The organism is Hymenobacter sp. (genome assembly GCF_035709525.1).
GTDB lineage: Bacteria > Bacteroidota > Bacteroidia > Cytophagales > Hymenobacteraceae > Hymenobacter.
In genome coordinates this window covers 1-25,249 of sequence record NZ_DASTEP010000010.1, presented here as the reverse complement: position 1 = coordinate 25,249, position 25,249 = coordinate 1, and the positions used below count along the sequence as shown (strand labels likewise).

Genomic DNA, 25,249 nt, shown 5'->3' with positions numbered 1-25,249 from the left:
AAGGAGGCAGCCACTGGCTTTTTTAAAAGAGCTATCGGCGTAGCTCAGAAATTACTGGGGGGTAGCAGGCGCGGTAGCCGGAGCAGTTGCGCCAGGCGCGGGGGCCGGCGAAGCGGGCAGCTTCACCTGCTGGGCGCGCTGCTGGTTGATGCTGCGGGCGGGGCCTTCGCTGCCGCTAATCATGTGGGTGCCCAGTGAAAGCACAATCAGGGCGATGGCAAAGCCCCAGGTGAGCTTTTCGAGCAGGTCGCCGGTGCGCTTCACGCCCATGAGGTTGGCCGCGCCGCCCGCGCCAAACTGGCTGCTGATGCCGCCGCCTTTGGGGTTTTGGGCCAGCACTACCAGGGCCAGCAACAGGCACACAATCAGAATGAGAACAACTAAAGCAACAAGCATGAGAAGAGTAAAGGCTACGTCTGTGGGCGCAAAGATTCAATTTGGGCTGCAAAGTACGCCATTTTTTCCGGCTGTTTCACCATCAGGCGCTCATAAATTGCAATAGCGCGCTCGGGCTTGCCCTGGCGGGCCAGGATTTTGGCCAGATTCTCGGAGGCCAGGTCGGGCACGGTGCGGGTGCTGGGGCCCGAAAGGTCGGGCTGCTCCTCAGCTTCCGCATCGGGCAGGGGCGGGGCGGGGCGGCGGCGCGGCGCGGCCTGCGCACCACGGCGCAAAAAGCTGTTTATCAAGTCACTCGCTACAGGCGCGGCAGCCGGTTCCTGCTGAGCCTGGAGGTGCGTGAGCAGCAGCGCATCAGGGGCAAAAAACTCGCCGGCGGGCGGCAGCGGCGTGCTGGGTAGCAGCGCCGCCGGCCCCATCGTGAGGCTGTAGGTTTCGGCCAGCGGGCTTTGCAGGCAAAAGCCCAGGCGGCTGCCCTCGCCAGGCGCGTAGCCTACGTCGGCTACCCCGGCAAAGGCCGGCAGCGTCATTTTGGCGGGGGCCGCCGTGCCCGCTGGGGCAGGTGCCGGGTCGTTAGCATCTGCTTCAAGCTCAGCTAGCTCGGGTAGCTGGTAGGCAATAATGGTCGCCGGCTCGGCATCGGCCAAGCCAAATTCCTGCCGGGCCGCCGCTGCCTCGGCGGGCGGGCGAATGGGCGGGGCCTGCGCGGGCAGTTCGTCGTCGGGGGCAGTTTCTGCCTCCGGAGTAGCGGCCTTATCTACCTGCTCGCCCTCGTTGGTGCCGCGTGAGCTGGCGTTTTCCACCTCCGGGGTAGCGGCCGCATCCGAGGCATTGGTCGGTGCCGCCGATTCCTGAGTGTCCGTCGGGGCGTCGGGTTGCACGGGTGCCGCCAGCATCGTTTCCTCAGCAACAGGCTCAGTTGTCTCGGGCTGCGTGGCAATGTCTGTTTCGACCAGCGTCCCAACCGGGGCGGTAGTTTGCGCGCTTGCGGTTGGCACCGCCGCACTGAGTTCGGCGGCGGGCGCGGGGGCACTTGTGGTAGCGGGCTCTGTGGTGGCTGCCACGGGCTCGGCCTGCACCGGCTCTCCCTGCGCGGCGGCCGGTGTCAACTCAATGAGTTGGCGCAGCAGGGCGCGGTCGGCGGCGTAGGTGGCCGCGCGGCGCAGGCGCTGGCCAGCCAGCATCGAGCCTTGGTCGTGGGCCGCTTTGGCCAGTAGCAGGTGCGCCGTTTGGCAGTACGGGAAGGCCTGGGCCAGTTGCTCAAGCTCGCGCACGTCGGCCCCGGTGAGGGTGGCCGGATGAGCAAGCAGCTGGAGCAGAGTGGAGCGGGTCATTCCTGAAAAAATAGCTTTGGGGGCTGCAAAGGTGCAGCCTGCGCCGGCAAGTAAGCAGCACAGGCCGGCAAAACCAGTCAATAGTTGAAGCGCGGAAACGGGAAAGTTTGCCCGCGCTCGCGCCGGTCACGGCCGCTAACTACCAGTTGGCGACAGATTTATTGAACATGTCGCTGATGATGTTGCGCGTGATGTTGCGCACCGCGCTTTGGTCGTTGTTAACGGCAGCAATGTCCTGGGTAGACGCAAAATCGCCCTGGCTCTGAAACGTCTGCTCAAAGTCCTGCTTCGAGTCTTTGGTGTTGGTAAAGCGCAGCTGCACCTGAATAGTGAGGCGGTTGGCCCCGGCCTGGCTTACAGCCCCCACCTGCTGAATGGCGGCCGGCGCGTAGTCGTAGGCCACGATGCTGCCCTCAAACTGCAAGTCGCCGTCGCGGGGCACGAGCTTCAGCGTGGTGTTGCGCTGAAAGTAGTCTTTCAAGTCTTCCGTAAAGCGCTGGCTCAGCGAAGCCGGCGCGTTGGGCGCGCTGCTGGGAAACGTCTGAATGGAAATCGTCTTAACGGAAGGGTCGATGTTGGTGCCGTTGAAGGAGTAGATGCCGCACCCGCTCAGTAGGGTAGCCAGAGGCAGCGCAGCCAGCAACCGCATCACTTGCCGCCGTTTACTATTGTATTGTTTACAAGTAGGAACGGCGCTAAACTGATTCCAGGTCATACTGCTTAAGCTTGCGGTAAAGGGTGCGCTCCGAAATACCCAGGTCCTGGGCGGCGTATTTACGTTTGTTGTGATGCTTCTTTAACGCCTTCAGAATCATCTCTTTCTCGATGGCGTCCAAAGAAAGAGTTTCTTCTTCAGTTTCGTGCGAAATGTCCTCGGTGTGCATGTCTTCCTCCTCGTCGCTGTACGCGGTTGGGGAAGCTACTTCCACGCGCAGAGGTGAGGCGGGCAGTAGGTAGCCGTTGTTTTCGCCTGCGACGTCAGGGCCTGCGTAAGGGGCAGGCTCGTTTAAGTTTGTAAACAAATGGCTGTTTTGGCGCAGCAGCTCCTGGGCATCGGCGGCGGGGCGGGTACCCGTGCCGCTGGCTAGCTCCAGCACTACTTTTTTGAGGTCGGTCATGTCGCGGCGCATGTCGAACAACAGCCGATACAGGATATCGCGCTCGGAGTAAGAGCCGAAGCCGCCCGCCGCGTCGCCCGCGCCGTGCCCCGGCAGCAGGGCCGGCAGCTGCGAGGTTTGGGCGGCGGGCAGGTAGGTAGTCAGGCGCTGGGCATCGACCTCGCGGTCGAGTTCCAATACGGAGATTTGCTCGGCCAAATTCTTGAGCTGGCGAATGTTGCCGGGAAAGCGAAACCTGTTGAGCAGCCGCACCGCGTCGGGCGTGAGCGTGATGGGCTTGACGCGGTGCTTCTCCGAGAAGTCGGCCGTGAACTTGCGAAATAGCAGGTAGATGTCGTCGCCCCGGTCGCGTAGCGGCGGCACCGTAATGGGCACTGTATTGAGACGGTAGTACAAGTCCTCGCGGAACTTGCCGGCCTGCACGCGGTCGAGTAGGTTTACATTTGTAGCGGCAACTACCCGCACGTCGGTTTTCTGGACCTTGCTGCTGCCTACGCGAATAAATTCGCCATTCTCGAGCACGCGCAGCAGGCGAGCCTGCGTGCCCAGCGGCATTTCGGCTATCTCATCCAGGAAAATAGTGCCGCTGTCCGTTACTTCAAAGTAGCCTTTACGGGCCTCGTTGGCGCCCGTAAACGCGCCCTTCTCGTGCCCAAAAAGCTCCGAGTCAATCGTGCCCTCCGGAATAGCTCCGCAGTTGATGGCGATGAACTGCCCGTGCTTGCGCGGCGAAAGCGCGTGGATAATCTTGGAAAACGACTCTTTGCCCGACCCGCTTTCGCCGGTGATGAGCACCGTCATGTCGGTGGGCGCGACTTGCGCCGCCACCTGGATGGCGTAGTTCAGCGCCGGCGCGTTGCCGATGATGCCAAAGCGCTGCTTGATGGATTGTATCTCTTGATTTGTCATTGGCTAGGCCAAGCCTAACCGGCTCAGTCCGCAGAGGTTATTTCTTAGGATAGTTCATGCGCCACAGCAGGCGAACAACCAGAAAGGCGAGGAAGCCGCCAATCAGCAACTGAACAGCTTGCCAGGCCAGTAAGCCGTTTGTAGGATTATCCATGTGTGTCAGAGGCAAAGTGGCATTAGACGGCCTCGCCCAATAGCGCCCCGCCGGTCGTGCTCGTTACAAACACCTCAACGTAATCGCCCTTCTGGAAATTACCCTTCGGGAAAATAACGACCTGATTCTGGCTGTTGCGGCCGCTGAGGTGCTCCTGCGAGCGCTTCGAGAAGTTTTCAACCAGCACCTTGTGCACTCGGCCTACCATGCGGGCGTAGCGGGCACGGGCGTGCAGCTGCTGCCGGTCGATGATTTCCTGCAAGCGGCGCTTCTTGGTTTCCAGCGGAATATCGTCTTCGAGCTTGCGGGCGGCCAGCGTGCCGGGGCGCTCCGAGTAGAAGAAGTTGTAGCCCATATCGTACTGCGCGAAATCAATGAGGCTCAGCGTATCCTGGTGCTCCTCCTCGGTTTCGGAGCAGAAGCCGGCAATCATGTCGGTCGAGATGGCGCAGTCGTCGCCCAGGATGCGGCGGATGGCCTGCACCCGCTCCTCGTACCAGGGGCGGTCATAAGTGCGGTTCATCAGCTCCAATACCCGCGAGTTGCCGCTCTGGGCGGGCAGGTGGATGTATTTACAAATGTTTTCGTGTCGCGCCATCGTGTGCAGCACCTCGTCGGTGATGTCCTTGGGGTGCGAGGTCGAGAAGCGCACCCGCAATGCGGGGCTGATGAGCGCCACGCGCTCGAGCAACTGCGCAAAGTTGACGCGCTCGGTACCGTCTTCGCTGGCCCACTTGTAGGAGTCCACGTTCTGGCCCAGTAGCGTAACCTCTTTGTAGCCAGCGGCTACCAGGGCGGTAGCCTCCTGCACGATGCTGTGGGCGTCGCGGCTGCGCTCGCGCCCGCGGGTGAAGGGCACCACGCAAAACGAGCACATGTTGTCGCAGCCGCGCATGATGCTGATGAAGGCCGTGATACCGTTCGAATTCAGGCGCACCGGCGTGATGTCGGCGTAGGTTTCCTCGCGGCTCAGCAGCACGTTTACCGCCTTTTGCCCGCCATCGACCTGGCTGATGAGCTGCGGCAAGTCGCGGTAGGCGTCGGGGCCGACCACGAGGTCCACGATTTTTTCTTCTTCTAAAAACTTGCTTTTCAGGCGCTCGGCCATGCAGCCGAGCACGCCCACCAGCATACCGGGCTTGCGCTTTTTGTGCGAGTTGATTTGCTTGAGGCGCATGCGCACGGTTTGCTCGGCCTTCTCACGGATGGAGCAGGTGTTGAGTAGCACGAGGTCGGCCCCGGCGAGGTCGTCGGTGGTATCGAACCCCTCATCGGCCAGGATGCTGGACACGATTTCGGAGTCGGAGAAATTCATCTGGCAGCCGTAGCTCTCGATATACAGCTTGCGGGCGCGGCCGGTGCGGGTGGCGGCGCTCACGCGCACGTCGGCGGGCAGAGCCTCGGCCACGGGCGCTTTATCGAGAAAATCTAAGGTAATGAGCGGTTGAGACATAGCAGGCAAATAGCCCGAAGCGAAAAGCCGGGCGAATAACAAAGATACAAAATAGGGCCGGGAAATGACAGAATGACAGTTTATCAATGAGCAATTATCAGTTTGGCTGATGTCCGCTACGCAACTGCCAGACGAGCTGATAATTGCTCATTGCTCATTGATACTGGTCGAAAGCGCTTGCAGTACGCCCTGCGCTTTCAACAAACACTCCTGATATTCGTGCTCGGGCACCGAGTCGTAGGTGATGGCCGAGCCCACTTGCAGGCTGAGGTAACCGGTATCGGCGCGGTATTGAAGGCTGCGAATCACGACGTTAAACTCAAAGTCGCCATCGGGCCAGGCAAAGCCGAAGCTGCCGCTGTAGAGGCCGCGCCGGCTGCGCTCGTACTGCTCGATGAGCTGCATGGCGCGGATTTTAGGTGCGCCCGTCATGGAGCCCATCGGGAAGGTGGCGCGTAGGATGTCGGGTAGGCTTACGCCCGGCCGTAGCTCGGCCGCCACGGTCGAAATCAGCTGCCACACGTGCCGAAAGCCGTAGGTGCCAAACAGCTCGGGCACGCGCACGGTGCCCGGCTGGGCCACGCGGGCGAGGTCGTTGCGCACGAGGTCCACTATCATCAGGTTTTCGGCGCGCTCTTTTTCGTCGTGCAGCAAGGCCAGGCGCTGCTGCTCGTCTTCGGCCGGGGTAGGGCCGCGCCGCCGCGTGCCTTTAATGGGCTGCGACGTGATAAGCTGTTGCCGGCCAGCGATAAACTGCTCGGGCGAGGCGCACAGCAGGTAGTGGTCGTGGTGGCGCAAAAAGCCCGCGTAGGGCGCGGGCGAGGCCGCGTTGAGCTGCCGAAAGGCGGCTACCGGGTCGAGCGCTACGTTTTCGGCGTAGAACTCCTGGCACAGGTTCAACTCGTATACTTCGCCATTTAAAATGTCCTCGCGCACGGCCTCTACGGCTGCCAGGTAGTCGGCGCGCGGCATGCGGGCTTGCAGCGGCGGCACGGCTGCCAGGGCGGCAGTGGGCACCTCGGTGGCCAGAATAGCCGCCAGCACGCCGGCCGGGCGGCCGTGTAGCACTACGGCATCGGCCTGCCAGTGCAGCCAGGTTTCGGGCTGAAAGAAATGCAGCGCCGGCCAGGCCAGGCCCGCAAAATTGCGGCTGTGCAGCGCCTCAATCTCATTCTTAACATCATACGTCACAAAGCCGCAGTATGGCCCCGGCTGCCCTGGCTCAGCATCAAGGTAGGCAGCCAACTCGGCCAGCGAAGCCGGCGCTGCCGGCGTGGCTGAGGCCACGGCCAGCAGCCGGCTAAAGGTGCCAGGGGCTGATTTTTGTAAATCATTGTGCTCATAATAAGCACAGTGCGGAAACTGCGCCGCCCACTGCAAGGCGCGGGCGCAAAAATCGGCGGGAAGGTCGGAAAGCGGAATGCGAAGCATGGAAGCTACAACTGGCGCAGAGCCAGCTTGGCTTTTTGGTCGGTGCTGTTTTTATACTCGTGTTTAGGATACGCCACGGCCCGCTCAAAATACGCCTTGGCCGCCGCCCGCTGCCCGGCCGCCTGGGCCAGGTAGCCGAGCTGCAAGGCCGCCTGCGGCGCAAAGTAGTACGCGGGCTCGCCGAGGGCCGCCGAGCGGCGCAGCGTGCGTAGGTAGTCGGCGCGGGCCGAGTCGAGCCGGCCGAGGCCCTGCCACACGCGGGCGCGGCGGTAGGGCGCTTCGAGCTGGTCGCGCACGGGCGTGGCGGCGCTGGGCCGAAACTGCTGCAAGGTGCTCAGCGCCTGCACGTAGTAGCCGCCATCGGTTTGCAGGCGGGCGCGGGTGAGGATGGCATTGAGCGGCTGCGCATCGTGGTAAAAGCGCTGGGCGTAGATGTCTTCCTCAATGGTAAGCGGACCGGCCAGATTGATTTGCTGGCGGTAGCGCTCGCAGGTGGCGGCCGGTGCGCCACCCAGCCAGGCAGCCAGGTAGAGCTTAAAGGCCGCGTCCTTGCGGTAGTAGTCGCCCCGATACTCGCGCAAAAACTGCTGGTTCTCGGCCAGCGAGGCGGCGTACTCACCCTTATACAATAGCAAGTCGCCGGCCAGGTGATGCACAAAGCCGAGCGGGTAGTACGCTGGCCCGGTGGGCCGGGCGCGGTAGGCAGCCAGTGCCTCGTCGCCGTGGTGCTGGCGCTTGTTGAGGCTGACGACCAAGTAGCTGAAAAGTAAGTTGTCGGGCTGTTCGCGGGCCAGGCGGTTGGCTAGCGCCAGGCTTTCGGTGCCCTGCTTATAATACGACTCCCGAATAAGCGCCAGCAAAATCTGGCTTTCGGTCTGAAAATCATTTGGCTGCGTAGCAGCCTGCCCCAGGTTGCGCAGGCCTTCCTCCACGCTGCCGCGCAGCCCCAGCAGCCGCAAAAACCAGTGGTAGCCCTCGGGCAGCGAGCCGACGCCGAACTGGCACAAGCCCAGCGTCTTGCGGGCCGGTACAAACGCCGGGTAGCGCGTGGCCACGGCCTGCATCAGCCCGGCGGTGCGGCGCAGGTTCCAGGCGCCGCGCACCTCGTGGTGAAAGCCGATTTGGGCCAGCGCCTGGTGCAGGCTGATTTCGGCCTGGGCGTAGTTGCGCAGGGCGCTGGCGGGTTGCTTTTCGAGCGCGGCCAGCCGGGCGTCGTGGGCGGCCAGGGTGGCGTCGTAGCGGCTGGCGTCCTGGCTCACGATGAGCTCTACGAAGTCGGCGCAGTCGGCCACCAGCAGCGTGCCGGGCGCGGTAGTGGGCTCGCTGGCAAGTAGTTGGCGGCAGGTGCTGACTTTCAGCTTCAGCAGTTCGGCGTAGGCGCGGCGGGCGGTGGGAGAGAGGGTTTCTAGTTTTTGGTCTCTGGTTTCTGGTTCGGCGGGTGGTAGGCTTTGGTAGGAATTTGACCGCAGAGGGGCGCAGAAGAGCACGCAGAGGAGCGCAGAAGCTCCGATGGCCTTCTGCGTCCTTCTGCGATTTCTTCTGCGTCCCTCCGCGGTGAAAAACATAGCCGAAAATAAAAAAAGGAACGACCGCAGCCGTTCCTTTTTCTTAGGCAAAAGCCAAATTACTAAGCAGCTACGGCCTTGCCTTCCACGTCGGCCAGGATGCGGCCGCAGTGCTCGCACACGATGATTTTCTTGTGCGAGATGATGTCGGCCTGGCGCTGCGGGGGCACCGTGTTGAAGCAGCCGCCGCAGGCGTCGCGGCGCACGAGCACCACGGCGAGGCGGTTGCGCATGTTGCCGCGGATGCGGTCGTAGGCCGTCAGCAGGCGGGGCTCTACGGGCTGAGTGGCAGTTTCGCGCTCGGCCACGAGGGTTTTCTCTTCGGCCTCGTTTTCGGCCACGATGGTGTCGAGCTCGCTTTTCTTGGTGTCGAGGTCCTTGCGGCGCTCGTCGAGGCGCTGGCGCGTCACGTTGGCCTCGGTGTTTTTCTGCTCAATATGATACTGAGCTTCTTTGATTTTCTTGTCGGAAATCTGAATTTCCAGGCGCTGGAGCTCTACTTCTTTGGCAATGGCCTCGTACTCACGGTTGTTGCGCACGTTGGTTTGCTGCTCTTCGTAGCGCTTGATGAGGCCTTCGGCCTCTTTGGTGGCGGCTTTGCGCTGCTTAATCTGGTCGTTGAGGCCGCTGATTTCGTCGTCGAAGCGCTTTACGCGGGCTTCGTAGCCGGCAATCTCGTCTTCCAGGTCGCGGACTTCCTCGGGCAGGTCGCCGCGCACGCGCCGAATCTCATCGAGCTGCGAATCAATGCGTTGCAGGTTGAGCAGCGCTTCGAGCTTGGCGGAAACGGGCGCATCGGCCGGGTTAACCACGGCGGCGGAGTTAGCAGTCATATTGAACGGGATTCGTGGGAGTTTCAGCGAATAAGACCGCAAAAGTACGACCGAACGCCGCCAGCAGCAAATCGCGGAAGATTTCACCGGTGTACTGCTCGCTCTCAAAATGGCCCACGTCGCAGAGCATGAGCCGGCCCTCGGGCGCGAAAAACTCGTGGTATTTCACGTCGCCGGTTACGTAAGCGTCGGCCCCGCTGCCCACCGCCGCGCCGGTCAAGAAACTGCCCGCGCCGCCGCACAGCGCCACTTTTTTGATGTCTTGGTCAAAGGCCGTGTGCTTCACTACCGGCACGCCCAGCGCCTGCTTGAGCAGGGCGCGAAAATCGGCCGGGCGCAGCGCCTCGGGCAGCTCGCCCACCATGCCCGCGCCCACGTCTTGGTGCTGGTTTTCGAGCTTTACGAGTTCGTAGGCCACTTCCTCGTAGGGGTGCGCCTGGCGCAGGGCCGCTAGCACGGCCTCCTGGCGGTGCAGCGGCAGCAGTACTTCGAGCTTGATTTCGGCCACGGTCTGAGGGCTATAATCGTCGCCAATAGCGGGCTGAGCTCCTGGCAGCGCCGTAAAGGTGCCGGTGCCGGGCGTTTGGAAACTGCAACCCGAATAGTTGCCAATCTGGCCGGCCCCCGCACAGTATAAGGCGTGTAACACGCGGTTAGCCAAGTTATTGGCCTGGTCTTCGGGCCGGTTTGGTACGTAGGTGCTGAGGCGGCCCAGGGTGCCGGTTTTGGGGGCCAGAATGCGCAGGTTCATCAGCCCCAGCTTCTCGGCCAGCTTGGCGTTTACGCCCTGGCGCACGTGGTCGAGGTTGGTGTGGGCGGCGTAGATGGCCACGTCGGCCTTGAGGGCGGCCATGATGGTTTGCTCGACCAAGCCCTTGCCGGTGAGGCGCTTGAGCGGCCGGAAGATAACCGGGTGGTGGCACAGCACCACGTTGCAGCCGCGCCGCACGGCCTCGGCCACCACGGCGGGCGTGCAGTCGAGGGCCAGCAGCACGCCCGTGATGTCGGCGCTCGGCAGGCCGCATTGCAGGCCGGCGTTGTCGTAGCTTTCCTGGTAGGCGAGGGGCGCGGCGGCTTCGAGCAGGCGCGCTAGGTCTTGAACGGTGGGCACGGGGAAATAGAGTTAGAGTATATAGCCAGAATAAACTGTGTATTTTAAACACTTTATTCTGCGGGTTACGTACATTTGCCTCAGAAACAAAGGCCGCACCTCGCGGCACGGCCTTTGCAACCTAGTTACTCCAATGAGTAGCAGCAGTAAGCGCGCCGCCGCCCATTAAGATAGCCCCGATGAGCCACTTAACTAGCTCAGGGGGCATCCGGAGCCGGACTTTAAAGTCAAACTCCTGCTTCGCCTTTTTACTTTCCATTTTCTCGAATGAAGTAAAGGGTTCTGCGAAAACCCCCACACTTCTCGAAGCCCTGGCTGCTACCAACAGCCGGGGCTTCTCTTTTTCAGAGTAGCCGTTGGCTGGGGGATGTACCAAACGCGAGTTGCGGGCAAAGGTAACAGGCGCTACGCCGAGCGGCTAGGGCAGCAGCCCGCCCAGCACCTCCACGTAGTGCGCCACGTTTTCGGTCATAAAGCGGCGGCGGTACTGCATCAGAAAGCGCGGGTGGTCAAGGACTTCGATGCGGTCGAAGAGGCCCAGCTCATCGTTGAGCCGGCGCAGGAATTCGCCGTTGCGGCGGCCCAGGCTCACGGCCACGTCGCGGCGCAGATTTAGCTGCTCGGCCTGCTGGGTGAGGGAGAGGCGCATGTCGGGCCACAGGGCTTTGATGATAGCCGGGGCATCGTAGTAGTTGTAGTTTTTGCCGCCGTGCGTGAGCTCCAGCGGGTACACCGAGCTTAGGAAAAAGTGCTCGTAGAATGGCACGGGGCCGCCGAGCTCGGCAATGAACTGGTACACGAACTCGCTCGACAGCTCGCGGCGCTGCTTGGGCAGGCTGTGGCCGATGCCGCAGATGTCGGTCAGCGCCACCGGGTCGGTGAACGCTACGCCGGTGCGCCCGCCGCCAAAGCGGCCGGGGTTGATGCCGAAGATGCCCACCCTGGGAGCCGTGCCCCGGTAGTACTTCTGGGCAAACGCCGTGAGAATGGCGGCCACGGCTGGGTCTTGAAACGAGCTGCGAACCTCGACCGCACCCGGCAGCGGGGCGGCGGGCAGCGGGAAATCACGGAGTAAATGCAGCAGGCGGGTGGCGAAATAAGGCATTATAGTTTGGAAGGTAACGTGGGGCATGGGTACGCAGGAAGGCCGAAAATGGCTGACCTTTGTGCTTCATGCGCCCAAGCACCAAAAGCAAAGACTTAGGTACCATTTTACTACTACCGCTCGCCTGGCTCTATGCGGCCGTGCTGGCGGTGCGCAACTGGCTCTACGACCACGGCTGGAAAAAATCCGCGCCCGGCTGGGTGCCGCTCATCGGGGTGGGCAACCTGCGGGTGGGCGGCACCGGCAAGACGCCCCACGTAGCCTGGGTAGTCGAAGAGCTGCTGCGCCAGGGCCAGCGGCCAGCCATCCTGAGCCGGGGCTACGGCCGCCAGACCCAAGGCCCGCGCCTGGCCGCGCCCACCGACTCGGCCGCTACCGTGGGCGACGAGCCGTGGCAGTACTACCAGCAGTTTGCCGACTTGGGCGTGCCCGTGGCCGTGGCCGAAAACCGCCAACTCGGCCTTGACCTTTTGCACCAGTACCACCCCGAGCTCACGACCGTAGTGCTCGACGATGCCTACCAGCACCGCCGCGTGCGCCCGGCGCTCAACATCCTGCTCACCGAGCTGGCGCGGCCCTTCTACCACGACCACGTGCTGCCCGCCGGCCGCCTGCGCGAAACCCGCGCCGGGGCAGCCCGCGCCGATGTCGTTATCGTTACGAAGTGCCCGCCCGACTTATCGCCCGAGGAACAGGCCCAGGTTACGGCCCAGGTGCGGCGCTACGCCCGGCCCGAAGTGCCCGTTTTATTTTCGGCCTACGACTACGCCGCGCCCCGGCCGCTCACGGCCGTCGCGGTGGCCGCCAGTCCGCCCCAAGCCGGCCAGTCGGCGCTGCTGCTCACGGGCATCGCGCAGCCGGGGCCGCTGCGCGAACACTTTCTGGCAGCCGGGTTTCAACTGGCGGCGGAGGTGGTTTTTCCCGACCACCACGCCTTTTCGCCGGCCGACCTGGCGGCGGTGCGGGCGCGCTGGCAAGCTGGGCAGCCTATTTTTACCACCGAAAAGGACGCTACTCGCCTGCTGGCCCCGGCCCTGGCCGACGCCCTGGCGGGCCTGCCCGTGTACACGATTCCGGTGCGCGTGGCGTTGCTGGGCACCGGCGCGGCGCAGCTACGCCAGCTGCTGCCGGGGCCGGGTGCCGCCCGCCCGGTAATTTTATAAGTTCAGGCCGGCGCCCCAGGCGGGCGGCGGTTTCTATCGAAGTGTTGCTACCCCGCATGTTTGTTACGAAAAAGGTCGCTGGCCGCTGGTTTTTGTTAGGGTTGGGAATGCTGGCCGGGCCGCGCCTCAGCCGCGCCCAGATTGTCGACGACTCGACCAAGGTGCTCTACGGCCCCAAAACCACCCGTGTCATCTACGAAGCTGATTTGCAGCTCGATTCTACGCGCGGTGCGGTCATCGATACCTCGCTGGTGCGCTGGTCGCAGTCACGGTTTTGGTACCACGACAGCACGTTTCACCAGGATTTGGGTGCGGTGGGCACGGCCGCGCGGCCGCTGCTCTACTGCCCCAACCTGGCGCTGGGCGCGCGCCTGGGGCGCAATGTTTTCGACCGCTATGCGCGCGAGGGCAGCCGGGTGCCGTTCTACGACAGCCGCTCGCCCTACTCCTTCGTGCGCTACATCCAGAGCTCGGTGGGCGAGCAGGTGTTCGAAATCAGCTATAGCCGCTCGCTCAAGAAAAACTTTAGCATCGGGGCCAGCTACGAGCGCATCGCGTCTAACAAAATACTGGGCACTACTACCAGCGAGGGGCTGGTCGAGCACAACGCGGCTACCTTTTTTGCCCGCTACCAAACCGACGACGAGCGCTACCACCTGCTGGTGAGCCTCGTGAACACCCGCCACCGGGCGGTGGAGCAGGGCGGCATCCGGCCGCTAACTACTGAGCTATACGCCAGTGATTTATTTAACTACGACCGCCAGCAGGTCAACCTGAGCTACGCCGTCAACATCGACGACCGCGACGAGCTGCGGCTGTTTCACTCGTACCGGCTGCTGGGGCGCGGCGTCACGGCCTACCACATTTTCGACGCGCGGCGGCAGTACAACGGCTACACCGACGACCTGGCCCGCAGCAACGCGGCCGGCGTGCCCGACCGGGCTTTTTACCCGGCCACGCTGCGCAACCTCGCCCTCACGGCCGACCGCGTGACGTACCGGCAGGTGGAAAATACCGTGGGCCTGCTCGGGCGCACCGACCGCATCGAGTACAACTTGTACGCCCGCAGCCGCATTGCCGCGCTGCGCGAAGAGCCTACGCCCACCGGCACGGCCGGCGCGCCGGCCAGCCAGCCGCTGGGCCCGCTAAGCGAAAACTACAACCAGGTGTTTTTCGGGGGCAACGCGGCCTTCAACTACCGCACCATCTACGCGGTGGAGGTGGCCGGCGAGTACAAGCCCCTGGGCTACAACCTGCTGGGCGAGTACTGGCTGCGCGGGCGCATCCGCACGGGGCCGCTCTCGGCCGAGGTGCTCACCTCGTCGGTAGCGCCCGACCTCACGCAGCAGCACTTCGTGGGCAATCACGAGCAGTGGGACTACACGCAAAACAAGTTCTCCAACACCCTGGCCAACCAACTGGCGGTGCGCTTGCAGCAGCGCTTGCCTTTCCTGGCCGACCACACGCTGGAAGCTAGCGCCACGGCCGCCTACCTTACCAACCTGCTATACTACAATCATTTACCCTTTCTGAATAAGTTGGACGGGCCGGCGCAGCTTTCGGGTACCAAGCAGCTGTTCATTGGCTTTGCGCGGCACCGCTTCCGGGTGGGCAAGGTGTTTTTCGACAACCAGGCTACCTATACCGTGGGGGCCGACAGCACCAACGAGGCCATTCGCATTCCGGCGCTCGTGGCGCAGTCGCGGGTGTATTACCAAACCTACGTGTTCAAAAAGGCGCTGCTGGGGCAAGTGGGGGCCGAGGTGTACTACCAGACCCGCTACCGGGGCTACGCTTACAGCCCGAGCACCCAGCAGTTTTTCGTGCAGGACTACTTCACCATTCGCGACTACGCGGTGGCCAGCGCCTTCCTGACGGCCGATATCAAGGCCGCCACCATCTTCGTAAAAATAGCTTACCTCAACCAGGGCCTCGACCCGGGCGGCTACTTTACTACCCCGTTCTACACCGGCTACCCGCGCCGCTTGCAGTTTGGCGTGCGTTGGCGCTTTTTCTCGTAGCGCCTTGTTAGGGGCGCAAGTGGTTGCTACCCGGCTTTGTCAGTTGAATATGAAAGAAAAAACTATCCTCAAGCTCAAGCTCAACTCCGACCCGCGCTGGGCGGACCTGGCCAGCAAAAACCTCGAAGAAATCCTGGTTGACCACGCCTACTGCGAGCAGAAGGCGGCCAGCACCGGCATCTCGCTCATCGTGCACTACCCCGAAAAGGAGCGCCTGGTTGACGAGCTCACCGCCCTCGTGGCCGAGGAGTGGGAGCACTTCGACCGGGTAGTAAAAGAGCTGAGAAAGCGAGGGCTGCCGCTGGGCCGCCCCCGGCGCGACGAGTACGTGGTGCAGCTGATGGCGCACGTGCGCAAGGGCGGCCCCCGCGAGCGCCAGCTCATGGACCAGCTCCTGGTGTCGTCGCTCATCGAGGCACGCAGCTGCGAGCGCTTCAAGCTGCTGTGGCTGCATTTGCAGGACCGCGACCCCGAGCTCAGCCAGTTTTACTACGAGCTCATGGCCAGCGAGGCCGGCCACTTCGTGAGCTACGTGGACCTGGCCAAGGAATACTGCGACCCGGTGGAGGTCGATGCCCGCTTGCAGGAACTACTCAAAATTGAGGGTGAAATCGTGACGAGCCTGCCCGTGCGCAACGACCGGATGCACTAGGACCTAGCTGTCATGCTGAGCGCAGCGAAGCATCTCGCGTGGCGCAGTAACCCTTTGCGTATTGATTACTGCGCCACGCGAGATGCTTCGCTGTGCTCAGCATGACCAACGATTTTCAAGATGTCCGCTACTAAACTAGAAATTCCTAACCTCGCCGCCCTGCCCGCCGCCGCCGCCGCGCTCGCCACCGCCATTGCCGAAAGCGGCCACTCGGTGGTGGCCTTCGAGGGCGAAATGGGCGCGGGCAAAACTACCCTTATCCGCGCGCTGGGCGCGGTGCTGGGCGTGGCCGACGACGTGAGCAGCCCGACCTTCGCGCTGGTGAACGAGTACCGCGACGGGCGCGGGCGGCCGGTGTACCATTTTGACTTTTACCGGGTCGATTCTGAAGAAGAAGCCGCCCGGCTGGGCGCGGCCGAGTACTTCGATTCGGGGTATCTTTGCTTGGTAGAGTGGCCTGCCCGCGTGGCGGGCTTATTGCCCGCCGCCCATTTGCAAGTCAACCTGACCGTAACCGGCCCGCAAACCAGAGAGTTGTCAATTAGTAATTAACAATGAGCAGTGAGCAATCAACAATGATGAGGCAAGACCACCAACTGCTCATGGTTCATTGTTAATTGCGCATTAGAAAAGATATGGCCGAACAGCTACCCCCCGGCTTTGGCGCGCTGGCCACCAGCCGCGCTTACTTCACCCAGGAGTCGATGCTGGCCGTGGAAACGCGCAAGCGCAAGCTCTTCATCGGCCTGCCCAAGGAGTCGCTGCTCCAGGAAAACCGCCTGGGCCTCACGCCCGAAGCCGTGCTGCACCTCGTAAACGAGGGCCATGAGGTGATGCTCGAAAGCGGGGCCGGCGAGCCCAGCAAGTACGCCGACCACGACTACTCGGAGGCGGGCGCTACCATCGCCTACTCGACCGAGGAGGTCTACAAGGCCGACATCATTCTGAAAGTAGCCCCGCCCACGCTCGACGAAATCGAGCTCATGCGCCCCGGCCAAACGCTGATTTCGGCCCTGCAAATGGGCACCATGACGCCCGAGTTCATCAATGCCCTGGCCCGCAAAAAGGTCAACGCCATCGGCTTTGAGCTGATAAAAGACCCCAGCGGGGCGCGGCCGGTGGTGCGCGCCATGAGCGAAATCGCGGGCTCGACCGTGATGCTGGTGGCCGCCGAGTACCTGGCCCGCTCCAACGAGGGCAAGGGCATCATCTTAGGCGGCATCACGGGCGTGCCGCCTTCGCAGGTCGTTATTCTGGGGGCGGGCACGGTGGCCGAGTACGCGGCCCGCGCCGCCATCGGGCTGGGGGCTGAGGTTAAGGTGTTTGACAACCACCTCTATAAGCTGCGCCGCCTCAAGCACAACCTGGGTACCCAGCTCTACACCAGTACCCTCGACACCTTCGCCCTGGGCCAGCAGATTCGGCGGGCCGACGTGGTCATCGGCGCGCTCACGGTGGAGGAGGGGCGCATCCCCTTCATGGTGCCCGAAAACATGGTGGCCAGCATGGCGCCCGGCTCCATCATCATCGACATCAGCATCGACCAGGGCGGCTGCTTCGAGACGAGCGAGCTCACCAGCCACAGCAAGCCGGTCTTCCGCAAGTACGACGTGGTGCACTACTGCGTGCCCAACATTGCCTCGCGGGTGCCCCGCACCGCCACCAACGCGCTGAGCAACATCTTCACGCCCATCTTGCAGGAAATCAGCCAGCAAGGCGGTATCAACGAGGCGCTTTTCACCAACGAGCACTTCCGCTCGGGCGTGTACATCTACAAGGGCTCGCTCACGAATGCGGCCATTGCCAAGAAGTTCAACATGCGCTACAAGGAGCTGGGACTGCTGATTGCGGTGCGGAATTGAGGTAGGTAGAAGCAGGCGGCGCGAGCCTCGGTGAATAAGAGAATTCGAAGGCCCCGATGGGAGTCTGTTGCGCTAGTGCAACAAACTCCCACCGGGGCTTTTGGTGCCTTACCGCATTGTGCGCAGCCGGTAGCGCGCCCGAACGGCGGGGCTAATAGCTTGATTTTTAATAGGGATGCTGCTATGTTGGCGGCAATTTAATCGTCATTAACCACAACCTGAGGCTGGCCCGGCCGTTCATGTTTGCAGTCACTATCACTGATTCAAGGGCTTATATGAAAAAGGAAGATATCATCTTCGGCGATTGGCAGCGCTGGTTGTTTGGGGAGGCGCCGCCCTCCTTCGTGGGCGAAACGGCGGTGCGCGCCTTGCTCATTTTCACGTTTATGCTGCTGATAATGCGCCTGATGGGCCGCCGCATGAAAGGCCAGATGTCGGTGACCGAGCTGGCCGTGGTGCTGACGCTGGGCGCCGTGATAGCCGGCCCCATGCAGATACCCACGGCCGGGCTGCTGCCCAGCTTTGTGGTGCTGGTGGCGCTGCTCTTTATGCACCGCTTCACCAACTGGCTGGCCTACAAATCGCGCCCCATGGAGCTGGTGCAACAGGGCGACGCGGCGGTGCTGGTGCGCGATGGCCTGCTCGACCTGCCCGCCATGCAGCGGCAGGGCCTCTCGCAGGAGCAGCTTTTTGGCCAGCTGCGCAACCAGAACATCGCCCAGCTCGGCGAGCTGCGCCGGGTGTATTTTGAAGCCAACGGCCGCCTCAGCCTCTACAAGCTGCCCGAGCCCCAGCCCGGCCTGAGCGTGCTGCCGCGCGAAGATGCGCCGCCCGCCGCTATCAGCGGCCCCGCCCAGCACAAGCAGGTGTGCGCCACCTGCGGCCAGGTAGCCGCCCCCACCGACCACGCGGGCGGCCGCTGCCTGCGCTGCGAAAGCCAGAACTGGGTGCCCGCCTCGCTGGTGAAAACCGGGAAAGAGGGCGAGGAGTAGGCGCCCGCAGCTGTTGCCCCCGAAGCCAGCAGAGGCCCGGCTGGCCAAGCGCCTTGGTGCGCTTTTTACAAAAGAAAACTTACGGTGCCGGCTTCTTTCAAGAGTAGGAAGCCAGCTGAGCGGCGGCCGTGCCTCACGGGCTGGCCGCTGACTGGGTACGACCCTTATTTTCAAGCTTTAAAACAATTGCCTTATGCCCCCGCCGCCCCCTCCCCAGCTAACTGATTACCTGCGCATACTGATGGGCGAAGTGCCCTGGAGCTTTTTGCTCGAATGCGCCCTGCGCCTGGTGGCCATGTACCTGCTGCTGCTCACGGGCCTGCGCCTGATGGGCAAGCGCCAGGCCGGCCAAATCAGCCGTACCGAGCTGGCCGGCCTGGTGTCGATGGCCGTCAGCATCGGTATTCCGCTGCTCTCGCCCGACCGCGGCCTGCTCGCGCCCGTGGCCATCGTGGCCACCGTGGTGGTGCTGCACCGCTTCGTGACGCGCTGGGCCGCCCGCCGCCCCGCCGTGGAGCAGCTGCTGCAAGGCAACGTGACGACGGTAGTGAAAGACGGCGTGCTGCAACTGCCCGTGATGGAGCGGGTAGTGCTCTCGCGCGAGCGGCTGTTTGCCCAGCTGCGCGGCGATAGCCTCGAGCACCTGGGCCAGGTGCGCCGCCTATACATGGAAGCCAACGGCACCTTTAGCCTGGTAGAGGAAGACGAGCCCCGGCCGGGCCTGTCCATCGTGCCGCACTGGGACGAGGACTTCTGCAACGTGCAGCCCGTAGTGGCGGGCAAGCTGGCCTGCCAGGCCTGCGGCCAGGTAGTAGACGCCGCGCCCGCCCCCACCCAAAACTGCCCGCATTGCGGCGCCCACGAGTGGAAACCCGCGGTAGAAGCCATAAAATAGCGGCCGCCGCCCCGTGGCAGTAGCGCTGCTGAGGGTGGGCCAGATAGGCAGCCCGAACGGCGGGGCTTAGCTGGAAACAGGCCGGCGCGGAACCAGCCTAAGCCGTAACCCATTGATTAAGGGCGTAGTACACCTAGTAATAATCAGGGGCGCAAGCCCGCTGATACCGGGCCCCGGCCGGGGCCCGCCTGTGCCACGAAAGCCCAACTGAATGAACCAACTAGCCACGAACGTAGAAATATGGGGGGGCGTGGAGTGCACCTGCCGCCGCGTAGGCGACGCCTACTCCGACCAGCTGGCGCGCAACGGCCACCGCACCCGCCTCAGCGACCTCGACCGCTTTGCCGACCTTGGCCTGCGCACCCTGCGCTACCCCGTGCTGTGGGAAACCGTGGCTCCCGATAGCCTCGACCACCCCGACTGGACCTGGCCCGATGAGCGCCTGGCCCGCCTGCGCGCGCTCGAAATCGAGCCCATCGTGGGGCTGGTGCACCACGGCAGCGGCCCGCGCTACACCGCCCTCGACCAGCCCACCTTTGCCCCCGGCCTGGCCCGCTACGCCCGGCTGGTGGCCGAGCGCTACCCCTGGGTCAAGTACTACACCCCCGTAAACGAGCCGCTGACCACGGCGCGCTTCAGCGGCCTCTACGGCTTCTGGTACCCGCACGGGCACGACGACCGCACGTTTGTGCGGTTGCTGCTCAATCAATTGCAAGCCACCAAGCTGGCCATGCTGGCCATCCGGGAAGTAAACCCCGAGGCCCAGCTGGTGCAAACCGAAGACCTGGGCCAGGCCCACGGCACGCCGGGCATGAGCGCGCAGGTCGAGTTTGAAAACCACCGCCGCTGGCTGACCTTCGACCTCTTGGGCGGGCGCGTGACGCCCGCGCATCCGCTCTGGGGCTACCTGCGGGGCAACGGCATTGCCGAAGCCGAATTGCAGGACTTTATCGACCAGCCGCTGCCGCCCGACGTGCTGGGCATCAACAACTACGTAACCAGTGAGCGCCACCTCGACGAGCGCGTGGAGCTGTACCCGGGCCTGCCCGCCATCAGCGGGCAGTGCCACGAGGCCTACATCGATACCGAAGCCGTGCGCGTGGCCGGCGTAGAAGTCAAGGGCCTCGAAAACCTGCTGCGCGAAACCTGGGCGCGCTACGATATTCCGCTGGCCATTACGGAGGCGCACCTGGGCTGCACCCGCGAAGAGCAGCTGCGCTGGCTGCACCAAACCTGGGCGGCCGCCAACCGCCTGCGGGCCGAGGGCGTGGCGCTGCGCGGCCTCACGGTGTGGTCGCTGCTGGGGGCCTTCGACTGGGACAGCCTGCTGACGCAGGACGTGGGCCATTACGAGCCGGGCGTGTTCGACGTGCGCGGCGGCGAGCCCCGGCCCACGGCCCTGCACCACATGGTGCGCAGCCTCATCCAGAAGGGGCACTACGCCCACCCCGTGCTGGCCGGCCCTGGCTGGTGGCAGCGCGACCTGCGGTTTTACTGGCCCGCCGAGGCGGCCTAGGATTACTGCTGCTTGCTAACTGGCTGTCCGTCAGACCGAGCGGAGCATCTCTACCGCTTCGTTGCTAACGGTAGGAATTACTCTGCGAAAGAGATGCTCCGACTACACTCCGCTGCGCTCAGCATGATGAGTAGTTAGCAGTCAAAAAATCAGCTACTTACTTATTCCTTCCCCTTTATACCATGCCAATTACGCAACCCCTACTGATTACGGGCGCTACCGGCACGCTGGGCCGGGCCTTTGCGAAGGTGTGCCACATTCGCGGGCTGCACGCGGTAGTGCTCGACCGCGCCGCGCTCGATATTGCCGACGCAACTTCCGTGCGGGCGGCGCTCGACCTGCACCAGCCCTGGGCCGTGGTTAACGCGGCCGGCTACGTGCGCGTCGACGACGCCGAAACCGACCAGGAGCGCTGCTACCGCGAAAATACCACCGGCCCGCGCCTGCTGGCCGAGGCCTGCGCTGCCCAGCGCCTGCAACTGCTCACCTTCTCATCGGACCTGGTATTTGAGGGCAGCCACCACGCGCCTTACCAGGAAGATGCCGTGGCCGCGCCGCTCAATGTATATGGCCGCAGCAAGCTGCTGGCCGAGCAGGCCGTGCTGGCCTGCCTGCCCACCGCGCTGGTAGTGCGCACCAGCGCCTTTTTCAGCGCCTGGGACGAGCACAATTTCGTGCACCACGCCCTCGCCGCCGCCCGCCGGGGCGAGCTGTTTGAGGCGGCCGACGACCTGCTTATCTCGCCCACCTACGTGCCTGACCTCGTCAATACCAGCCTCGACTTGCTGCTCGACGGCGCGCACGGCCTCTGGCACCTCGCCAACCAGGGCACCTACACCTGGGCCGAGCTGGCCCGCCTGGCATTGCGCCTGGCCGGCCTCGACGAGGCCGGCGTGGTGCCGCGCCCGGCCGCCAGCTTCGGCTGGGCCGCCGAGCGCCCGCGCTACAGCGTGTTAGGCAGCGCGCACGGGGCCATTTTGCCGAGCGTGGAAAGCGGCCTGCGCCGGCATTTGGAAGACGAGCGGCTGCTGCAAGCCGAAAGCGAAACGGCGATTTTGGTAGAGTAAAACTGCTAAACTGCCGCCGCTGGCCGCAGTTTAGCGCGCAGCGCGTAACTGCTGGCCGCCAAACGAGGGCAGTCTCCAGACTACCGGATTAGACGCTTGTGAAGGCGCACTATTCCGGCAGTCTGGAGACTGCCCTCGTTTTGGTGGCTGGCAGTCGCGCCGCTGCGCGGCTAAGACTGCCGCCAGCGCGCCAGCGCGGCTTAGCCTACCTCTTCCATTATTTTTTCCACCCAGCCCTTGCCCCATTCTTCGAGTTCCTGCGCGGTCCACAGCTGCGGGTAGAAAATGCGGCGCTGAAACTTGGGAGGCAGGTACTTGCGCCAGTTGGTGCCGCCGGTGGCGGGCACGTCGCTGGGGTCGCGCTGGAGGTAGCGCACGGCCGACTTGTAGTGCATCAGCGGCCAGTTCACATTCACATTCACGTCGAGCTGCTTGAGGGCGCGCAGCAGGCGCGGGTGCCGGCGGTCGGCCTCGGGCAGGCGCTGCACCACGGCCCAGGCGTTGCGGTGCTGGAAGTGGCGGGCGTGGGCCACCAGCTGGCCGGTGTACTTGCGCTCAAATTCAGTCAAGGTCAGCGCTTTGGCCCCGGTTTCTTCCACCGTAGCGCCGGCCTGCCAGTAGATGCAGCCCATAAATTCCTCGTGGGTGGGCGCGTCGCCGAGCAGGCGGCGCTTTTCTTCGGGCACCAGGTTTTCGAGGGCCGTGCTGGCGATTTCGATAAAGCGGTACTGCACGCTCTGAAAGCCCGAGGCGGGCATCAAACTCATCCTGAATTGCAGAAACTGCTGCTTGTCCATGCCGTCCACCATCACGTCGAACGACGTTATCAGCGCCTCGAAGTAGCGGTTCACGCGGCCCAGGCGCAGCAGCACGTCGGCCAGCGTGGGCGCTTGTAATTCGCCCAGCTGCTCGTACTCGCGCAAACAGAGCTTGAAGTACAACTCCGTGATTTGGTGGTAGATGATGAAGATTTCCTCGTCCGGAAACTTCGTGAGCGGGCGTTGCAGGCTCAGCAGCGTATCGAGTTCGATGTAGTCCCAGTAGTTGATGTAGTCGGCGTGGTAGAGCCCTTCGAGGTAGCCGGCCAAATCCTGGCCATCGGCGGCGTAGCGCGCCTGCAAGCGCCGCAGCTGCGCCAGCACGGCGGGCGAAAATTCTTCGGAAGCGGGATGCGGCGTAGTAGAATCAGACATAAGCAGTAGGAGGGTGGCCGCCGCAAATATCGGCCCGCCGGCCCGCCCTCCCGCGCCGGACGGGCGGCGCGCCCTACTTTTGAATGAGTTTTGAGTGATGAGTTCTGAGTTTTGAGTTTGCGGCAAGCAATTCAAGCCCAGTTTATTTCAACTCAAAACTCAGAACTCTTAACTCTTAACTCCAAAGGTGGCCGAGAAATCCAGCATTTTTGATATGATAGGGCCGGTGATGATAGGCCCGAGCTCGTCGCACACGGCCGGCGTGGTGCGCATTGCGCGGGCGGCCATCCGCATTTTGGGCGCGCTGCCCACCGAGGCCGTCATCACGTTCTACAACTCGTTTGCCCGCACCTACGAGGGCCACGGCTCGGACCGCGCCATTGTGGCCGGGCTGCTGGGATACGCCACTGACGATGAGCGCATTCGCACGGCCTTCGACCACGCCGCCGAAGCCGGGTTTCGCTACACCTTCCAGAGCGTGGGCAACGCCTCGACGTTGCACCCTAATACGATAAAGCTCAACCTGACTGGCCCCGACGGGCACCGCGTGGAGGTGGTGGGCCAGAGCCGGGGCGGCGGCGTCATTCGCATCGTGGAGGTCGATGGCTTCGGCTGCGACTTTTCGGGCAGCCTGCACACGCTTATTATTGATGCCGACGACGTGCCGGGCTCCATTGCCTTTATCGCCTCCGTCATTGCCCACGACGACTGCAACATCGCCACCATGTTTGTGTCGCGCAAGGGCAAAAACGAGGCCGCCCGCCAGTTTATCGAAATCGACAGCCCCATCAGTGACATCACGCTGGCTTACCTGCGGCAGCTGCGCTGGGTACACCGCCTCACCTACATCCCGACGCTGGAGTAGCGCGCCGGCGTGTAATGCCCGGCCCCGGCGTGCGATGCACGCGGCCGGGGCCGCCCGCCCCAAAAATATTGGGTGGCCGGGCGCGTTGGGGTATCCGCGTTGCTTCTCATTTTTGTGCCCACCTTTCCTTTCCGCATGACTGCAAAAACTACCTGCCTACCCGCCGCCCTGGGGCTGGCCGCGCTGCTGGCCGCCCAGCCGCTCGCGGCCCAAACGGCCCCGCAGCCCGCCCGCCCGGCCACCGCGCCCGGCGCGGCGCTGGGCACGCCGGCTGCCGCTGCCACCGGCCCCTGGAGCCTCCAGCGGGCCGTGGACTACGCCTTGGAGCACAACCTGAACGTGCGCCTCAGCCAGCTGCAAGCCCAGAGCAACGCCCAGTTGCTACGCCAAAGCAAGGCCGCCCTGCTGCCCACCGCCAACGCCAACGCCTCCCAAAACTGGCAGTTTGGCACTAGCGTCAACCCGCTTACGTTTGAGTTTCAAAGCCAGACGGTGCGGGCCAACAACTTCTCGGCGGCCTCGCAGGTGATTCTGTTTCAAGGCTTTCAGCTGCGCAATACCATCAAGCGCAACGAGCTCGACTACCAGGCCAGCATAGCCGACATCGAAAAGGCGCGCAACGATTTGAGCCTCAACGTAGCCGGGCAATTCTTGCAGCTGGTGCTGGCCCAAGAGCTGGTACGCGCCAACCAGACGCGCGTGGCCAGCGACCAGGAGCAAATAGCGCGCACCAAGCTGCTGCTGAAAGCCGGCAGCATCCCCGAAAGCACGCTGCTCGACAGCCAGAGCCAGCTCGCCACCGACGAGCTGAATGTGATAACGGCCCAAAATCAGGCCGATTTGGCCCGGCTGGCGCTGCTGCAACTGCTGAACATCGACCCGGCCACGGCCCAGGGCTTCGAGGTGGAAGTGCCCAATCTGCCCGACCCCGACGAGGAAGCGCCCTACGTTATCGACCTCAACCAGACGTACCAGGACGCCGCCGCCCGCCTGCCCGAAATCAAGGCGGCCGAGCTGCGCGTAGTCAGCGCCCGGCGCAGCCTCGACATCGCGCGCGGCGGCTACTACCCGCGCTTTGCCCTCACGGGCTCGCTGTTTACGGGCTATTCGTCGTCGGCTGTGTCGCGGGTGCTCACGGGTACGTCGAGCGGGTCCAGCTTCCCGCTCAACGTATTGGATGCCAATGGCAATCCCGTGCCGGGTACTACGGGCTTCACCGTGCAGCTGCCCGGCCAGCCCACGTATGACGCGCTGCCGGTGCGCTTTTTCGACCAGCTGAGCAACAACTACGGTAAGTCGATTCAGTTCGGGCTTAGCATTCCCATTCTCAATGGCTTGCAGGTACGCACGGCCGTGCAGCGCGCCATCATCAACGAGCAGGCGCAAAGCGTGCGCGCCGAGCAGGCCCGCCTCACCTTGCGCCAGAGCATCGAGCAGGCCTACGCCGACGCCCGCGCCGCCCAGCGCCAGTACGCCGCCGCCAGCCGCCAGGTCGAGGCCCTCACGCTCACGCAGCGCAACTCGGAAATCCGCTTCAACAACGGGCTGCTCAGCGGCACTGAGTTCAATATCTCCAAAAACAACCTCAACTTCGCCGTTTCCAACCGCATCCAG

22 protein-coding genes are annotated in these 25,249 nt (G+C 63.5%); 11 read left to right on the top strand and 11 right to left on the bottom strand.

What is annotated here, in order from left to right:
* Window positions 1–51: 51 nt before the first annotated feature.
* The 10 genes from secG to VFO93_RS00780 all read right to left on the bottom strand — a co-directional run bounded on the left by secG (window position 52) and on the right by VFO93_RS00780 (window position 11,409).
* Window positions 52–396: a preprotein translocase subunit SecG gene (gene secG / locus VFO93_RS00825; RefSeq protein ID WP_325132402.1), complete on the bottom strand. Its 345-nt coding sequence runs from the start codon at window positions 394–396 to the stop codon at window positions 52–54.
* Window positions 397–410: 14 nt separating this feature from the next.
* Window positions 411–1,730 (bottom strand): hypothetical protein, encoded by a 1,320-nt coding sequence (locus tag VFO93_RS00820; protein ID WP_325132401.1) that lies wholly within the window; start codon window positions 1,728–1,730, stop codon window positions 411–413.
* Window positions 1,731–1,869: 139 nt separating this feature from the next.
* Window positions 1,870–2,379, bottom strand: coding sequence for an LptE family protein (locus VFO93_RS00815; protein WP_325132400.1), 510 nt, complete (start codon window positions 2,377–2,379; stop codon window positions 1,870–1,872).
* Between the two features lie 46 nt (window positions 2,380–2,425).
* Complete coding sequence (locus VFO93_RS00810; protein WP_325132399.1) at window positions 2,426–3,757, bottom strand: sigma-54 dependent transcriptional regulator; 1,332 nt, start codon at window positions 3,755–3,757, stop codon at window positions 2,426–2,428.
* A 176-nt stretch (window positions 3,758–3,933) separates the two neighbouring features.
* On the bottom strand, window positions 3,934–5,364 hold the full coding sequence (gene miaB / locus VFO93_RS00805) for a tRNA (N6-isopentenyl adenosine(37)-C2)-methylthiotransferase MiaB (RefSeq protein WP_325132398.1): 1,431 nt from the start codon (window positions 5,362–5,364) through the stop codon (window positions 3,934–3,936).
* Window positions 5,365–5,511: 147 nt separating this feature from the next.
* The gene (locus tag VFO93_RS00800) at window positions 5,512–6,795 is read right to left on the bottom strand and encodes an anthranilate synthase component I family protein (protein ID WP_325132397.1); all 1,284 of its coding nucleotides are present in this window, start codon (window positions 6,793–6,795) and stop codon (window positions 5,512–5,514) included.
* Between the two features lie 5 nt (window positions 6,796–6,800).
* Window positions 6,801–8,282: a hypothetical protein gene (locus tag VFO93_RS00795; RefSeq protein WP_325132396.1), complete on the bottom strand. Its 1,482-nt coding sequence runs from the start codon at window positions 8,280–8,282 to the stop codon at window positions 6,801–6,803.
* Window positions 8,283–8,422: 140 nt separating this feature from the next.
* Window positions 8,423–9,193, bottom strand: coding sequence for a zinc ribbon domain-containing protein (locus VFO93_RS00790; RefSeq protein WP_325132395.1), 771 nt, complete (start codon window positions 9,191–9,193; stop codon window positions 8,423–8,425).
* Window positions 9,183–10,304 (bottom strand): Nif3-like dinuclear metal center hexameric protein, encoded by a 1,122-nt coding sequence (locus tag VFO93_RS00785; protein ID WP_325132394.1) that lies wholly within the window; start codon window positions 10,302–10,304, stop codon window positions 9,183–9,185. The genes VFO93_RS00790 and VFO93_RS00785 overlap by 11 nt, the downstream gene beginning before the upstream one ends.
* Before the next feature lie 418 nt (window positions 10,305–10,722).
* Window positions 10,723–11,409 carry a uracil-DNA glycosylase family protein gene (locus tag VFO93_RS00780; RefSeq protein ID WP_325132393.1) on the bottom strand — a complete coding sequence of 229 codons (687 nt, stop codon included), beginning with the start codon at window positions 11,407–11,409 and terminating at the stop codon, window positions 10,723–10,725.
* A 68-nt stretch (window positions 11,410–11,477) separates the two neighbouring features.
* On the opposite strand from VFO93_RS00780, the gene lpxK reads away from it, so the two are divergent.
* The 9 genes from lpxK to VFO93_RS00735 all read left to right on the top strand — a co-directional run bounded on the left by lpxK (window position 11,478) and on the right by VFO93_RS00735 (window position 21,577).
* Window positions 11,478–12,572: a tetraacyldisaccharide 4'-kinase gene (lpxK, locus tag VFO93_RS00775; RefSeq protein ID WP_325132392.1), complete on the top strand. Its 1,095-nt coding sequence runs from the start codon at window positions 11,478–11,480 to the stop codon at window positions 12,570–12,572.
* Between the two features lie 56 nt (window positions 12,573–12,628).
* Entirely contained in the window at window positions 12,629–14,593 is a 1,965-nt protein-coding gene (locus VFO93_RS00770) for a putative porin (RefSeq protein ID WP_325132391.1), read from the top strand.
* 49 nt (window positions 14,594–14,642) lie between these two features.
* A complete protein-coding gene (locus VFO93_RS00765; protein ID WP_325132390.1) occupies window positions 14,643–15,245 on the top strand; it encodes a tRNA-(ms[2]io[6]A)-hydroxylase in 603 nt (200 codons plus the stop codon).
* Between the two features lie 120 nt (window positions 15,246–15,365).
* Complete coding sequence (gene tsaE / locus VFO93_RS00760) at window positions 15,366–15,797, top strand: tRNA (adenosine(37)-N6)-threonylcarbamoyltransferase complex ATPase subunit type 1 TsaE (RefSeq protein ID WP_325132389.1); 432 nt, start codon at window positions 15,366–15,368, stop codon at window positions 15,795–15,797.
* Window positions 15,798–15,880: 83 nt separating this feature from the next.
* Complete coding sequence (locus VFO93_RS00755; RefSeq protein WP_325132388.1) at window positions 15,881–17,107, top strand: alanine dehydrogenase; 1,227 nt, start codon at window positions 15,881–15,883, stop codon at window positions 17,105–17,107.
* Window positions 17,108–17,382: 275 nt separating this feature from the next.
* Window positions 17,383–18,099: a DUF421 domain-containing protein gene (locus VFO93_RS00750; protein ID WP_325132387.1), complete on the top strand. Its 717-nt coding sequence runs from the start codon at window positions 17,383–17,385 to the stop codon at window positions 18,097–18,099.
* A 193-nt stretch (window positions 18,100–18,292) separates the two neighbouring features.
* Entirely contained in the window at window positions 18,293–18,994 is a 702-nt protein-coding gene (locus VFO93_RS00745) for a DUF421 domain-containing protein (protein ID WP_325132386.1), read from the top strand.
* A gap of 211 nt (window positions 18,995–19,205) precedes the next feature.
* Complete coding sequence (locus VFO93_RS00740) at window positions 19,206–20,510, top strand: family 1 glycosylhydrolase (protein ID WP_325132385.1); 1,305 nt, start codon at window positions 19,206–19,208, stop codon at window positions 20,508–20,510.
* 182 nt (window positions 20,511–20,692) lie between these two features.
* Window positions 20,693–21,577: an SDR family oxidoreductase gene (locus VFO93_RS00735; RefSeq protein ID WP_325132384.1), complete on the top strand. Its 885-nt coding sequence runs from the start codon at window positions 20,693–20,695 to the stop codon at window positions 21,575–21,577.
* A 200-nt stretch (window positions 21,578–21,777) separates the two neighbouring features.
* Here the strand turns inward: VFO93_RS00735 and VFO93_RS00730 are convergent, their stop codons facing one another.
* The gene (locus VFO93_RS00730) at window positions 21,778–22,770 is read right to left on the bottom strand and encodes a tryptophan 2,3-dioxygenase family protein (protein ID WP_325132383.1); all 993 of its coding nucleotides are present in this window, start codon (window positions 22,768–22,770) and stop codon (window positions 21,778–21,780) included.
* Window positions 22,771–22,957: 187 nt separating this feature from the next.
* Here VFO93_RS00730 and sdaAB point away from each other — a divergent pair, with 187 nt between their 5' ends.
* Together sdaAB and VFO93_RS00720 are read left to right on the top strand one after the other, a co-directional pair.
* On the top strand, window positions 22,958–23,635 hold the full coding sequence (sdaAB, locus tag VFO93_RS00725; RefSeq protein WP_325132382.1) for an L-serine ammonia-lyase, iron-sulfur-dependent subunit beta: 678 nt from the start codon (window positions 22,958–22,960) through the stop codon (window positions 23,633–23,635).
* A 135-nt stretch (window positions 23,636–23,770) separates the two neighbouring features.
* Window positions 23,771–25,249 (top strand): TolC family protein (locus VFO93_RS00720; RefSeq protein WP_325132381.1); only part of this gene is annotated, 1,479 nt, incomplete at its 3' end.